The 14,281-nt window shown below is 57.8% G+C and carries 15 protein-coding genes; all 15 read right to left on the bottom strand.

The window, feature by feature from the left end:
* Nucleotides 1-84: 84 nt before the first annotated feature.
* Nucleotides 85-351 (bottom strand): flagellar biosynthesis protein FliQ, encoded by a 267-nt coding sequence (gene fliQ / locus FHT78_RS23545; protein WP_112570812.1) that lies wholly within the window; start codon nt 349-351, stop codon nt 85-87.
* Between the two features lie 104 nt (nt 352-455).
* The gene (gene flgD / locus FHT78_RS23540; protein ID WP_183748985.1) at nt 456-914 is read right to left on the bottom strand and encodes a flagellar hook assembly protein FlgD; all 459 of its coding nucleotides are present in this window, start codon (nt 912-914) and stop codon (nt 456-458) included.
* The gene (gene flbT / locus FHT78_RS23535; protein WP_112541506.1) at nt 905-1,354 is read right to left on the bottom strand and encodes a flagellar biosynthesis repressor FlbT; all 450 of its coding nucleotides are present in this window, start codon (nt 1,352-1,354) and stop codon (nt 905-907) included. Before flbT ends, flgD begins: the two co-directional genes overlap by 10 nt.
* A complete protein-coding gene (flaF, locus tag FHT78_RS23530; RefSeq protein ID WP_183748984.1) occupies nt 1,351-1,698 on the bottom strand; it encodes a flagellar biosynthesis regulator FlaF in 348 nt (115 codons plus the stop codon). Before flaF ends, flbT begins: the two co-directional genes overlap by 4 nt.
* A gap of 36 nt (nt 1,699-1,734) precedes the next feature.
* Nucleotides 1,735-2,787 (bottom strand): flagellar hook-associated family protein, encoded by a 1,053-nt coding sequence (locus tag FHT78_RS23525; protein WP_183748983.1) that lies wholly within the window; start codon nt 2,785-2,787, stop codon nt 1,735-1,737.
* Between the two features lie 3 nt (nt 2,788-2,790).
* On the bottom strand, nt 2,791-4,242 hold the full coding sequence (gene flgK, locus FHT78_RS23520; protein ID WP_183748982.1) for a flagellar hook-associated protein FlgK: 1,452 nt from the start codon (nt 4,240-4,242) through the stop codon (nt 2,791-2,793).
* Nucleotides 4,243-4,262: 20 nt separating this feature from the next.
* Nucleotides 4,263-5,585, bottom strand: a complete 1,323-nt coding sequence (locus FHT78_RS23515) for a flagellar hook protein FlgE (RefSeq protein WP_183748981.1) — start codon at nt 5,583-5,585, stop codon at nt 4,263-4,265.
* 127 nt (nt 5,586-5,712) lie between these two features.
* Complete coding sequence (locus FHT78_RS23510) at nt 5,713-6,384, bottom strand: winged helix-turn-helix domain-containing protein (RefSeq protein ID WP_183748980.1); 672 nt, start codon at nt 6,382-6,384, stop codon at nt 5,713-5,715.
* A gap of 280 nt (nt 6,385-6,664) precedes the next feature.
* Nucleotides 6,665-7,231 (bottom strand): lytic transglycosylase domain-containing protein, encoded by a 567-nt coding sequence (locus tag FHT78_RS23505; RefSeq protein WP_183748979.1) that lies wholly within the window; start codon nt 7,229-7,231, stop codon nt 6,665-6,667.
* On the bottom strand, nt 7,170-8,612 hold the full coding sequence (locus tag FHT78_RS23500; RefSeq protein ID WP_183749153.1) for a flagellar hook-length control protein FliK: 1,443 nt from the start codon (nt 8,610-8,612) through the stop codon (nt 7,170-7,172). Before FHT78_RS23500 ends, FHT78_RS23505 begins: the two co-directional genes overlap by 62 nt.
* A 4-nt stretch (nt 8,613-8,616) precedes the next feature.
* Complete coding sequence (motC, locus tag FHT78_RS23495) at nt 8,617-9,915, bottom strand: chemotaxis protein MotC (protein ID WP_183748978.1); 1,299 nt, start codon at nt 9,913-9,915, stop codon at nt 8,617-8,619.
* Nucleotides 9,916-9,919: 4 nt separating this feature from the next.
* Nucleotides 9,920-11,200 (bottom strand): MotB family protein, encoded by a 1,281-nt coding sequence (locus tag FHT78_RS23490; RefSeq protein WP_183748977.1) that lies wholly within the window; start codon nt 11,198-11,200, stop codon nt 9,920-9,922.
* Nucleotides 11,197-11,835 (bottom strand): hypothetical protein, encoded by a 639-nt coding sequence (locus FHT78_RS23485; protein WP_183748976.1) that lies wholly within the window; start codon nt 11,833-11,835, stop codon nt 11,197-11,199. The genes FHT78_RS23490 and FHT78_RS23485 overlap by 4 nt, the downstream gene beginning before the upstream one ends.
* 191 nt (nt 11,836-12,026) lie before the next feature.
* Nucleotides 12,027-12,980 (bottom strand): flagellin, encoded by a 954-nt coding sequence (locus FHT78_RS23480; protein ID WP_183748975.1) that lies wholly within the window; start codon nt 12,978-12,980, stop codon nt 12,027-12,029.
* Between the two features lie 290 nt (nt 12,981-13,270).
* A complete protein-coding gene (locus FHT78_RS23475; protein WP_183748974.1) occupies nt 13,271-14,179 on the bottom strand; it encodes a flagellin in 909 nt (302 codons plus the stop codon).
* Nucleotides 14,180-14,281 lie beyond the last annotated feature (102 nt).

The raw sequence follows: 14,281 nt of genomic DNA, 5'->3' as shown, positions 1-14,281 counted from the left end.
CCGTCTCTTCATGAGAGGAGGCGGACATCGGAGTCCGCCCAGTTCGGACCGACAGTTAAATGGCGAAGCTTGCGCGAAGTTGGCTCAGAAGCCGGACTGAATGCGCGAGAAGACCAGATTGGTGAAGATGGAAATCTGGGAGCCCACGAAGGGAGCGGAAATGCCGATCGTGACCAGGACGGCGACAATCTTCGGAACGAAAGTAAGCGTCGCTTCCTGTACCTGCGTCAGCGCCTGGATCAGCGCGATCACGAGACCGACGACCATTGCTGCAATGACCGCGGGACCCGCGGCAACGAGAACGGTCCAGATCGCAGCCTGGAACAGGTCGAGTGCATCAGCTTCATTCATCGTCAGGCAACCTCATATCGCCTTGAAAGCAGTCAGTCCGGCCTTAACCGGACTGGTATTTTTGGCATCATCCAAACGAACGAGCGCCAAGCCCCGTCGTCGCTTCAGGTATCATCCGAACCGGTATCATCGCCAGAAGCGTTGGTCGGGGCCGAATCGGAAAGCGAGATGCCGGCCTGGATGAGAATCTTACCGCCATTGTCGAGCGTTGCAATGAGGCCGTCGGAATAAACCTTGACGGATTCGACTGTGCCCTTGGTCTTGCCGTCGGCGCTTTCCATGTACTTGCCGATATATCCGCTCGCCTGGGTCAGGCTGGAGCTCGTCAGCAGCGTGTCGAGCTTCGAGTTCGTCTGGATCGTCTGCTCGACCTGCGAGAAGCTAGCAAGCTGCGACATCTGCTCGCTGGCATCCATCGGATCGGTCGGATCCTGGTTCTTCATCTGCGCGACAAGCAACTGAAGGAAGTTGTCGTAGTTCAGCGTGGCCTTCTGCTGCGCAGTGTTGGACGAGCCATACGTGTTGCTGCCTCCACCTACGCTTTGAGGTGCGTCTACCGCCATGGTGCGATCTCCCTGCGAATCTGCTCGACCATAGTCGGAGGCAATTCGTGATTGTTGAGAATGCCGTCTTCGATCGCGTAGAGACCGCGGATCGCCTTCAGCGCGTCGAAGGCGCGGCCGGTCGAGACGAGTGCATCGATACGCTTCAGTTCGGCAAGGATTTCCTCGTTCTTGAAGCATGTGAGCAGCATCGTGATCGACTTCCGGAACATCGCCGTCGAATGTTCCTTGCCCTCTGGGTTGATGAGGATCATCTGGGCGATGAAATAGAGCTGGCGAAGCGGCGTGGTCGCGCCTTCCGGTTGCAGCACGTGGTTTTCGAGAAGGAACGTCACATCATTCAGGAATTCCAGTGCGACCTTACGGTCGACACGCAGGACAGCGCCGTTGATGAAGATTCTTTCTCCGGCCTTCAGAGAAATGCGAAGTGTACTTTTCATTTAAGTCCATCCCTGATGATGGTGGTAACGTCGATGATGCCCTGGTAATTATTCGACTGACGTTTTCTAATTCGGTCGCATTCCTTCAGTATCCAGATTGCAATCGAGATGAGGTTCGCTCTGAGCTCGATCTCCAGCTGGTTGTCTGGATGCTTCAAGTCCTCGATAAAGCTGATCCACACCCTTCGCGTATAGAAGAGAGCTTCAATAGACTCGCGGCTGTACTTCTCTTTGTCGCGCGCCACCGAAAGCAGTTCTATCGAACGTTCGAGAACCTGCCATTCCCGCTCTTTCGCGTCGGCAACCGAGTCTTGCATGACCTCGGCATAAGAGAACTGATACATTCATGCATCCTTCTTTATATAGCGCGCCTTTGCTCATCAAAGGTAGTTCACGAGACTCAACTGCTGGATCTTCGAGACGATTGTGTAGGCTGTTTCCAGCTGGGTTTCCAAAGTCTTGACAAGGGTCGAGGCCTCATAGGGATCGACGCCCTGGATATCGACGAGCTTGGTCTGCATGATGTTCGACTGAGCGTCGAGAGCGTCATTCGCCTTCTCGACACGTTCCTGCGACAGACCGAGCTGGCTCGCCTGAGTAACGATACCGGTGGTCGCGCGGGTCGTATAGGTGATCGCCTTGGATGAGACCGCACTCATCGCGTCGGTGCTGAGGCTCTGGCCCATCAGCGCAGAGGTCATTACCGTCGCCAGAGCAAAGTAACGCATGCCCTCGGAATTGGCGCTGGTCGAGGACTCGACGACTTCCGAATTGCTGATACGGCTCGTCATGTTCTGACTGGACGCCTTGGACCAACCGGTGGTCGGATCCGTCCAGGCCGCTTCGCTGAACATCGGCTCTACCTTGGTCTCGATGAAGGTCTTCATCTCGTCCCCGGTGAGCTGGTTGACCGGCTTGGGTGTCGGCAGGCCTGCCGCATAAGTGGTCAGAGCTGTAACGATCGCCGCCGAAGTCGCAGCGGTTTTGTCGGTGAGCGGCTGAATGTCGGTGTTTATGCCGGCAAAAAGATATTCGCCATTCACCATCGAGTTCGATGTATCCATCATCGTGGAAAGCGCACTCGTGGCCGACTGGATGGCGACTGTGATGCTGCCCGGATCGTGGCTGCTCTGAAGGGCCGTCAGCTTGGACAGGAAGCCGTCGCCCGCCTTCTTCATTTTATCGAGCCCGGTCTGAGCCGATTCCATGCGGGCGTCGACGAGAGCATTGCTCAGCTTGATCGACTTGATGCGGTCCACTTCGCGCGTGAAGTCGATGCTTTTGGCCGCGTAACCGCCAAGCGATACACCGATATCGGCGTAGGTGCCGGTGGTCGCTTCCATCGTCGCCTTCGACATCTGGTTCTGCGCCTGACGGATCGTCAACCGCATGGCATTTTGGATGGCCGAACTTGAAATAAATGAGCTCTTCATGGCTTAACTCGCAATATCCAGCAATGCTTTCAACATCTCGTCAACGGCGTTCAATATCTTGGTCGCCGCCTTGTAGGACTGTTCGATATCGAGAAGCAGCGTCAGTTCCTCATCGAGGTTGACGCCGGTTTCGTTGGAATAAGCTTCATCGGTTCGGGCCGCGGCAGCCTGGGTGTTTTCCGCTGCCGTGGTTGCATCGCTTCGGCGCTGCTCGAGCCAGCCGATGGAGTTGGTGGCAAAGGTCAGGATGCTGACATTCGAGTCGAGGCCAGTCGACGGATCAAATGGAATGCCGGAATCCATCGCCGTATAGAGGCGGTCGAGTTCCGCGGTATAGCCGCTCGACCCCCCCGGGTTCGCAGGCGTGCTGGACGCATTGATGTTACCGTCACGCAGCCGCGTCGGATCGCCGCCCTTGGAGGTGACGACGCGATCATTGATCGCAATCGTTCCCGCAATGCCGTCGATGACTACGCCGGCCGGCGGAACCCCGCCTGCAGTGCCGTTCGCCTGTGTCCAGACGAAGAGGCCGGGATTGCCGTCTTCCTGGTAGAGATTGACAAGACCGCGGGCGACTTCGTCGAGCTGGCTCTGGAAGGTCGGTGCGATGTCGTCACGGATCTGCAGAAGCGAGGCCAGGCTGCCCTGTGCGTTTGTCGACGCACCCGAACCCATGTTGACGGCGACGCCGTCGATATAGACCTTATTGCCGACAGTGGTCGCCGCATAGGACTGCGTCGGCTCGAAACTCACGGTCCGCGGGATCGTTTCGAACAGGGTCGTGCCGTCAGCTGTATAGAGCACCATGTCGTTGTTGGCGCGTGTCGTTGTGGACACGCCAACAATCTGATTAATCTGCTTGAGAACCTTTTCGCGCTCATCGAGAGCGCTCGACGGATCCTCGTTGCTTGATGTCGCCTTCTTGACGGCATTGTTTGCCGTTTCGAACTGCTTCAGCAGGCTATTCAGCGAGTCGACCTGATTCTTGATCTGCTTGTCGGCATCGGCACGCTGCTGCTGCACCGCCTTGGAGGCATTGTTCAGCGAAGTTACGACGTCCTGCGCCGCTGTAATCGCCCCCTGGGCAGCAATCAGGTCCCCAGGTGTCGCGCGGAAGGTGCCGAGCTTGTCACGAAAGGCACGCAGCGCAGTTTCAGGCGACGTTTCATTCTCGTTGCCGCCCATGATCGACTTCAGATCTTCAAGGCCGCCCAGCAGGGTCTGCTGGGCGCTGTCCTGAGAGGACGCCTTGAGATATTGTTTCAGCAGCGCATCTTCCTGCGCGCGGCTGATCTTGACCACCTGGGCGCCGCCCAGCGAGGTGGTGAGCATCGCCTGCCGGCGCACATAGTCCTTGTTGCCGGCGTTCGAGATATTGTTCGATACGATGCTGCTCTGCGTGCCCGTATTGTTGAATATGCTCTGCGCGGTGTTAAGTGCTGAAGTGAGCGACATGGCTTACCCGTTACCCTGAATTAACGCTTGAGGTTGACGAGAACGTCCATGAGATCGGAACCCGTCTGGAACACCTTGGAATTGGCGGTGTAGCTGCGCTGGGATTCGATCATTTCGGTCAGTTCGCCGGCGAGGTCGACGTTCGAGCCTTCGAGGGCGCCCGACTGGATCTTGCCGAAGCCGCTGGTCTGCGGGAAACCGGTGACGGTTACGCCCGACTTGCCGTTGGCGGAGTAGACGTTGCCGGTCATCAGCGTCAGCAGGTCCGGGCTCGGCACATTGGCGAGCGGAATCTGGAAGACGGGCTTGGTGCTGCCGTCGTCATACTTGGAGTACACGATACCATCGGCATCGATCGTGATATCAACCGGCGAGTTTGCGCCCTGACCGTCGACGTTACCCGTACCCGAGAAATTATCGCCAACCTGGGAAAGGTCGAGGTTCATGTTGATGGTGAGGCCGGTAACCGGATCAGTGATCGTCGCGCCGGGCGGCGACAGCATCTGGCCCTTATCATCGAACGAGATCGTCTTCACAGAGACTGCTGCCGAGCTGTAGGGGAAAGAGCTCGTACCGGTCGTGGCTTTGTCAGCGTTACGAAATACGGCCATTTCCCACTGGGTTGCCGTACCGGCGGGCGATGCGGGGGGCACGGCGGCTGGGATCTTCGTATAGTAGATGTCATACATTACCTTGCTACCCAGCTTGTCATAGGTAACAATCGAGTACTTCTGGGTATTGCTGGTAGCGGCCGTGGGGGCTGCTGGCGGGGCCGGCAGGCTGCCGTTAGCGCTCGGCAGGGCATTCGGGTCCGTAACCACAGTTGCGCCTGGCTTCAGGTTGCCGGTCCAGGTGCCGTTCGCGGTCGGGACGGCTTGCAGCTTCTGGTCGCCGAGTACGTTGATCGGAACGAGGCCATCGAAACCGTTGACGACGACGGCCGGAGCCGAGGAGCCCCACGGATAACCCATGAGCGTGAAGCCGGCCGAGTTGACGAGGTTGCCGCTGTCGTCCTTGGTAAAGTCGCCGGCGCGGGTCAGGACGGGAACGCCATCACCGCCCTGGACGATGAAGAAGCCATCCCCCGAAATTGCCAGATCGTAACCTGAGGTCGTGTAGGAAATATCGCCCTGGTCGGAAACAGCCTGACGAACCGTCGTCGTCACGCCGCCAGAGTTGTAGTTACCGGAGCCTGATGGCAGGACCAGCGACGAGAACGCTGTCGAGACAGCCTTATAACCTGTCGTGTTCACGTTGGCGATGTTATCGGAGACGGTGCTGAGGCGGTTTGCCTGTGCGTTCATCCCCGATACTGCCGTCTTCATGCTGCCGAAAATGCTCATCTGAAAACCTCGTTTTACCTGTTAGGTGCAACAGTATTTGGCGGGCCTTGCGTGAAGCTGTCTGTTGTGCCGGGTCGCCGACCGAAATATTCCGGCTTTCCCGAGCAGCGTGGCCGGCGCCAGAAAATCAATTCCAATCAATGCAATAGCCAAGGAATCGCTTGGAATCGACCGGATCGACACCTAGCTTCTTGCGCAGCTTCTTGCGCAGCTTGGAAATGTGGCTTTCGACGACGTTTTCTTCGACTTCCTCATCGAAAATGCCGTAGATCGCATTGAAGATCTGGGTCTTGGTGACGCGGCGGCCGCGATTGGCGATCAGATATTCGAGGATGCGGCGCTCGCGGCGCGGCAAGGCGAAGGTTTCGCCGTTGATTTCCGGATCGCGCCCGTCGGAGAAGACGCGGATGGCGCCGATGTCGGTGTAGTTTGCGATCGCCTTCAGGCGGCGACGGATTGCAGCGGCGCGCGCGAGAATCTCACGCGGATGCACCGGTTTGCGCACAACGTCGTCGACACCGCAGTCGAAAAGAGCAAGTGTATTTTCGAGCGATGGCTGGTCGCTGACCGCGATCACGGGCGCCATTGAGCGATCTCTGATCGCGCGCGGCAATTCCATGGTGCGCTGTCCTTGGCCGATCAGGAATGCCTCGACGGCAGCGATATCAGAATCAGCTGCGGTCTGCACCCATTCGCCGAATTCATTGGGATCAAAACCGGTTGAGGGAATGCCCTCACGGCCAAAGAGAGAAGTGTATCCATCCTTCACGAGCTCACGCTCATCAACCACTACGATCATTCGTCCGCCTCCGAATCAGTGTGGCACATCGATGATCCATGGGTACGAATCGCGCGAATCAGCGGCAACTCGTGAAAGTTAATGGCGGAAATTAATAATTGATTAAGAATTGGGTGCCGATTTGGTCTATATATAGTAGGTCATGGTCGTTATGCACACAAAAATTTCGTGGAAAAGTTAACACGCTCTTAATTATGACTTGCAGGCAGGATTTGTGCCGAATTCCTGCCACACTCTGACACAGTTTGGTCATAATCCGACGATTCAATTATTAATTGAATTAATTTGCGCAGAAATTACTCGCATTGGGAGTCCACTTACCGTAGCCGGTGGCGACCAGATTTGCGATAACGCGGCAGACATATTGCTTTTGGGCCGGATTATTATTCGGACCTGCGTGGTATCGAGCTACCGCCATTGTCCATGTTTCGTGGCGGTCGTGCAGGTTGCGCAAGAACCTGGCAGCGTACTCCACGTTGCGATGAGGGTCGAACATTTCTTCCACGGAGTTGAAATTCTCCCCATGGAAATAATGATTGATCTGCATACATCCGATATCGATGAGCTTCGCGCCGTCTCTGCTGGAGACGTCGAATTGCTGTAATGCGGCCTGCTCGGAAACTGGAAACAGAGCCCTCCCCTCGACGTTCATCGCGTAAGGATAGAGCGATCCCTTGCGCCCGGTTTCCGTCAACCCGACCGAATAGAGAATTCCCTCCGGAATCCCGTACTTGGCCGCAGCAGACTGAATCTCGCGCTCGCAGGCGCCGGTAGAGGCGGTTGCGCTAGAGGTAAACGCTGCCAGAGCGGCTGCCGCCAGCGTCAACAGAAGCAGAAGCGTTCTCAACACCGTTCCCGCCCGTACCATTGAAGCCTCCATCCGTCTGTCGCGCTGTCTGGTTCTGGCGCTCGCGCGCCTCGCCGCCCTGGCCTTGCTGGGCGAGCGACTGTTGCTGCTGCTGAGAAGTCTGTCCCTGGCTGTTTGCCTGATTGCCGGCATCGGACCGATCCACGGGAGCCATGCTGACGGTCACGTTATCTACCGCATAACCCTGGCTGCGCAGCGCCTCGAGAATCTTGCCGTGGTCTTCCTTGAGCTGGCGATAGGCCGCGCCGGTTTCGACCTTGAGATCAACGTTCAGCGTATCGCCCGACAGCCGCATCGTCGCCGTGACGAGGCCAAGATCGATCGGGCTCATCTGGATTTTGAGGGTATTCACCACCTTGCCGGTGCTCGTCCATTCAGCGGCGTTCGACAGAGCAGAGCTCGGCTGCATAGCCTGCGCCCATTCCTTGTCACCCGACAGCGCTGCTGTCACGTTTGCGGAATTCTGGTTCTGAACGAGGCCGAGATAACGGCGCGATTCCAGAACGGCCACGTTCTCGACACTCGACTTTGCCGACTTCTCGCCAGGTTGCTCGGTACCGATATGCATATCCATCGACTGGCCACGGCCATCGGCGCGGCTGATCCTGAACGTCCTGCTTTCGACGCCTTCGGCATTCTCCGTTCCTGGCGCACGCGCGTCATTGCCATGCGGCGCGACGGCTGCCAATGCATCCGACACGTGCGCATCGGCTTTCGCGCCATGTATGCCCCCGGTTTGCGCGTCCTTCTTTCCGGCCGGCGCGTCGTCGGTCTTCGCCGCTACCTGATGTGCGGATGCCTGGAGGATAGCCGCAGCATCGCCAGGCTCCTTCTTCAAAAGACCAAGCACATCGGTGATATCGCCTTCGCCGGCTGCCGTATCTGCGCCTGTCTCGATACCGCTATCAAGCTCATTGGTTTTGGTATGTTTGGCAGGTTTAACCACTGCTTGCGCAGCGGCCTCGGCTGCCTGGTCCTTGGCGCCTGGCTTGCCCAGCCCAAGCACACCCGCGTTCTTGCCCTGGTCCTTTTCGGACTTCACATGTATCTCGACGCTTGCAATAGTTTCGGACTGTACGTCCACCTGTCCCTGGAGCGAGGCGTCGTTCAGCTCGATCAGCGGCTTCGGATTGCGGCCACGCAGATTGCGCCCCACGGTCTCCGCGCCGTCGTTGACGTCCTGATGGCCTGACGTATCGACGGTATCCGCATCCTGATCGCTATTGCCGGCCTTGGAGAGCACATCCGAGAAGCCGCCGTTCTGATCCGCAGTCTCGCCTTTACCGGCTCCCCGACCGGACCTTACGGACGCAGACGCATCCGTGCCGGGCGCTCCGCCCGAGACGCTGATATCCATCATCATCTTATTTGCCTTCTTGGGCCAGGAGACCGTCGATTTCGTCGAGCTTGGATCGATTGGTCGTCACGAAAGAGGTGAATGAAGGATCGGTATCCTGGCCTCCCGTGCCAGCAGAAGCCGTGCCTTCGACAACAGGTTCCGGGACAGCGGCCGGCGCTCCTCGCGGTTTCGCCGCCGTAGCGGCTGCAGCCTGTTCAGAAGTAATTTCTTGATTAGTATAATTAGGGGATGAGCCTTGTGTCAGGCTTGCCGGGTCCGGAGCCCGCAATATCTGCTCGGCAACGGATCTTGCGGCGGCTTGCAGCGCCTGGTCCTGTGGCGAGAGAGACGCTCCGGAGATATTGGCGATATATTTGGCAGCCTGGTCGATATCGTCGGTGGGAACGTTCGCCATGCCCTTATAGAAATCGGCAAGCGGTCCGAAAGGATTATCCGTCCCCTCGCCCAACGATTGAACGCGCTGGGCAGCCATGCGGGCGAGTTGCGGCTTTCCGGCGATCGCGGCAGCGCGTGCGACACGCAGATAGACCTCGCGCTGGCGCGGCGCGTCCATGAAGGAAAGGATATCGACGACGGTCTGCGGACTGACATCGTGATCGTGGCTGACAATCAGCTTCACGAAGAGATCGGCAAACTGGCTGGCATATGGCGAGTGCAGGAAGCGGCGGACATAGCGTTGCGAATAGGCGAGGCCCTTGTCGACCTGCCCGGTTTCGACGCAGATGGCGACCGAGCGGCGTAGCGCCGCCTCCTCCACAATCGTGCCAGGTGCATTGAGCCGCGCCTTGTCATATAGCGAAAGGGCATCCATTGGCCTCGTGGCGATCAGCACGTTGCCACCGATCAGCGCCAGATAAGGGCCGATTTTCTTGCCGTCATATTCCTTGGCGGTTTCTTCCAGTGTCCTCGAGACGAGCAAGCCTTTGCCACCAAGGTATTTCCGCAGCACGTCGGTGACGCGATTATCGAAATAACCATTGACGTCATGATTGACGAGATATTCGAGCGTTTGAGGATTGCCGCCGCTCATCACGTAGATCAGTGCAGCATCGACATTGCGGTCGTCATCGTAAACCGACGGATCGACGTTGCGCAGGCGCTGATCGATCTTGCCAAGCATGAAACGCTGCATTTCTCCGGCGGAATGATCGCCTGTTACAACCGAGTCCTGAACGAACTGCAGGGAGCGCAGCATCTTGTAGGGCGCGATATCGTCCGCATCCGCTGCATGACCGACGGCGGGCGATATCATCGCCACGCCGAAGACCGCATATCTGAAATAGCGATGCTTCCTGCGCGTCATAGGACTATCCTTGATCTGCCTGCACGAGGATCTCGATCCGGCGGTTCGACGCGTTATAGGGGTCCTCGGGAAGCCTTAGGCGACGGTCGGCGAAGCCGGAGACCTGGGAGATGCGCTTCTCATCGAGGCCGCCGCGAACGAGCATGTAATAAGCGCTCTGGGCGCGGTCCATCGACAGTCGCCAATTCTCGTTGAGATCGCCCTTGAACTGCCGTCCGTCCGTATGGCCGCGGATGGCGACGGCCCCGCCCCTCTGTTTCAGGATCGCGCCGATCTTCTGCATAGCAAGGACCATTTCCTGACGCGGCACTGCAGAACCAACATTGAACATGGAGTCGTCGTTCTGGTCGGAAATGCTAACCAATAGGCCGCCCTCGGACGCTGTCACCGTCAGGCCCTCGGCGAGCTTGCCGGCGACACCGGCGATCTGCTGTGCAATCTCCTGCTGCAGTTCATCGGCCCGCTGCTTCTCTTCGGCCTGCATGGCCTCTTCGGTTTTGTCAGCGTCCTTGGTCTTGTCAGCCTGCTTGTCCTTCGTTTTATCCGGCTTCTTGTCTGCCTGTTTCTCTGTCGAAGCAGCGACGGCAGCGCTGTTGGGGTCCTTGCTCAGCAGAGTAGGAGGCTGAACGTTTTCGGCCTTGGCGAGCTCATTCGGCTCGGCCTTCGAATCGAGCGGCGAAGGCTGCTGCGGCTTTCCGGCGGTGGTGACTTCGACCTGCTTGGTCCAGAAATCCGGATCGAACGGATCGCGATAGGCTTCGCCCCCATCGGCGCCGGTCGCCGGGCCTGAATCTGCGGCACCTCCATCACCCTTGGCGCTGACATTTGCCTGCTGGCCGACTTCCTGAGCGATCTCGGCGAGAACCGAATAAGGGTTTTCGAAGAAATCGGCTTCAGAATAATTGGTCTTGTCGCCGGAGGTCGAGGTCTGGTCTTCGCCATCGGCGGCAGACTTGCCCTGGTTAGGGTTCTCTTCTTTGTTCTTCGACTTTTCCTGCTTCTGCTCGCCCTCGGCCTGGTCGACCGGCTTTTTCAAACCCTTTTCGGTAGGCTTCTCATCGGAGAGCTTGATCGGGTTGAAATAGGTCGCGATCGAGGCCTTGGTTTCCTCGTTGGCAGCGTTGACCAGCCACATGACAAGGAAGAATGCCATCATCGCCGTCATAAAGTCGGCATAGGCAATTTTCCACGCACCGCCATGGGCGCCATCGTGATCTCCGCCGCCATGCTTCTTGACGATGATAATCTCGTTCTTGCCGTGGTGGTGGTTTTCCCCGTCGCTCATTCGGAAACCTTCTTCAAGCTGGCCGCCCAGGCGGAAATGCGGGTCACGAGTACGGTTTCGCCAATCTCGGCAGCAAGATCGACGTCATCGGCCTCATGATGGCGAACCAATGCAGCATGCTCTCCAAGTTCGTCCTTGAGGATGTCGAAAAGCTTGGCCGGACCACGCACGATGATTGGCGCTGCGGCGCCTTCAAGGACCGCCTCCCGCAGCAGGGCGGCGAGGTTTTCGGCGGCTTTTTTGGCGAGGGCTTCGGTCATGATCGGCGCGATGGCCGTCGCGGTCACTTCGCTGACGAGCGTAGCAATCTCTTCTGCCATGTCGCGAATCCGCGAAGCGATGACAGCGGCCGCCTCGACCTCGTATCGGAGTTTCAGTTCCTCGATCTCCCGGACGTGCGCTTCGGCCACGGCCTGGGCTTCACGTTCGTATTTTTCGGTCAGCTCAGCGGTCGCGGCGGCGAAGCCTTCGGAATGTGCCTCGCGTCGTTCTGCCTCGACGTCGATCTCGGGCTCTTTCGGCAATTCGGCGAAAGCAGAGGCGGTTTCGACGGCAAAATCATCCACATCGATGATCGGTTCCGAGGGACTCGGCGCACCGAAATCCTTCAAATACCGGGAAAGCATAATGCTCATGAAAATCCGTCCAGTATTCGGGAAGCACGCGGCATGCCCCCTCTTGAAAAATGACCGTCGTCCTTGCCGGCATGCCGTTCCCGGTCCGGGAGAGGCTCGGAGCCTTTCGCCGGCATTGGAAGCTGCCTTCATGCCGGAAACTAGAAACTCAAACTTGCGCGAGGATGAATGGTGCCGCCCCGTGCCGACCACTACTCGAGCAGGATGAGAATTTTGCTGGCGGCCGTATTGAGGATGGAAATCGCTTCTACGGCCATCTGCTTCTGGGTTTCGATAGCCTTCTGGCGGATCGATGCCTCGTCCATATCGGTGTCGACGAGGGCGCCGACGCTCTTTTTGACACCGTCGGACAGATCTGCGGTATAGTCGATCTGATCGTCGATGCGAGCCTTCATGATGCCGATCCCTGCTGCCGAATTCGTAAGCTGCTTGAGCATGGCGTCCGTGGCCGTCACCATATCCGTGATCTGCGAGTCGGTGGTCGACTTACCGATGGAGATTTCCGTGCCGGTCGCCGGCGTCCCGGAGTTTGCATTCAGCAGATAGTAATTGCGGACTGGCGTGCCGTCAGGATTGCCGTTGACATCCTTGGTAAACAGGCCGCCGCCAGCGTTATTTTTGTCGATCAGAATGGTTTGGGACGACGGGAACTCAATGGTCTGCGCCTGATACTCGCCTGTCGGAGCACGTACGAAGCTGCCGATGATCTTCCACTGCGGAGGTGCCACGGGCTCGCCGTTCAACAGCCAGTTTTCACCAGCAAAAGACGTTCCTTCGACCATCGTCTGGAGTTGGTTCTTATATTCGGTGATTTCTGCGTTGACCTTGTCCTTATCGACACCCGGCTCACGCGCAGCAACGAGCTTAGCTCTGATGTCGCCCAGAAGATCGATGGCCGAATTCATCGTCGTATAGGTCGAATCAACCTTTGCGGCACCGAGGCCAAGGGCATCGCCAATGGTGCCCAGATTGGTACTGTCGGCGCGCATGACGCTGGCGATCGACCAATAGGTCGCATCGTCGGCCGCAGTCGCAACCCGCTTCGCCGTGGAAACCTGCTGCTGTACGTCGTTTGATTCTTTATTGATGCTGCGCAGCACTGCAAGCGCACTCACCGCGGCCGCGTTGGTAATCTTTACGGTCATCGACATGGTCTCGGAAAGGTGAAGGGATCAGGCCGGTTTTGCCGGCAGCGACTGAAGTGGCTTCATGCCCCCGGCGGGTTTCCCACACCGGTGTGTCGCAAAACAAATCAACTCCCGGCAACGTTAACCCGATATCAACCAGTTTCGCAAGGGCGGAAACGGGAAACGAAACAACGCTGCCGGCATCTGCACAAGCCCTTGAAATAAAATAGAAACCGCGCCGGAATGGCGCGGTTTCCAGACTGCCGCAAATCGGCGGCACAAGGTTTGGTCCAGCTTCAACCGCCGGCTTAGCTGCGGAAGAGCGTTAGGACGTTCTGAGCGCTGGAGTTTGCAATCGAGAGCGACTGGATCGCCAGCTGTTGCTGCGTCTGCAACGCTGTGAGCCTGCTCGATTCCTCTTCCATGTCGGCATCCACAAGACGACCGACACCGGAGTCGATCGAGTCGCCGAGGGCCGCGACGAAGTTTTCCTGCAGTTCAATACGGTTGGAGATGGAGCCAAGCTGGGAAGCTGCCTTCGTCATGGCCTCCAAGCCCGATTCGATAGCCGTGAGTGCCATAGCGATTTCCGTCTGACCAAAAGAAGTGATGTTCATGGTGTAGATCGAGCCGATCGTGCCGTTGGAGGTGCCGATAATGCCGGTGCTCGAATCGATGGTGCCCGTCGTGGTCATGCCGAACAGGACGTTCCCATTGGAAGCCGCGTTCAGAACATAGTCGGTCGTCTTGACCGAGACGTTGCCGTTGCCGTCGCGGACGAAGGTGGAAACGACGCTCTTGGTCGTGTTGCCAGCAACCCAGTTTTCACCGGAGAAAGAAGCCGACTGGGAGATGCTCATGAGCTGAGCCTGGAGCTGGCTGATTTCTTCCTGGATCTTGGTCTTGTCGACACCCTTTTCGGTGGCCGCAACGATCTTGGACTTGATTTCGCTGACGACATCGATGGCATTGTCCATCGCCGTGTAGGCGGTGTCGACCTTTGCTGCGCCGAGGCCGAGAGCATCGGAGACTGCCGAAAGGGCCTTGTTGTCCGAACGCATGGTCGTTGCGATAGACCAATAAGCTGCGTTGTCTGCAGCTTTTTCAACGCGATAGCCGGAAGATACGCGGTTTTGAGTATCCTGAAGATTGTTGCTGATACCGCGGAGGGTCTGGAGGGCGGCCATAGCCGCGACGTTCGTCAAAATGCTTGTCATAAAATGATTGCCCCTTGCTGGCAGGCGTTAATAAAAGGGACATTCCGGAATAGCGCCCGGGAACGACGATCAGCCTTCATGCCTGTTAACCTGTTCTTACGT

The sequence above is a fragment of the Rhizobium sp. BK196 genome (assembly GCF_014193255.1).
In the GTDB taxonomy this organism is placed as follows: Bacteria; Pseudomonadota; Alphaproteobacteria; order Rhizobiales; family Rhizobiaceae; genus Rhizobium.
The sequence above is the reverse complement of the archived record's forward strand: the minus strand, read 5'-3'. Positions and strand labels throughout refer to the sequence as shown.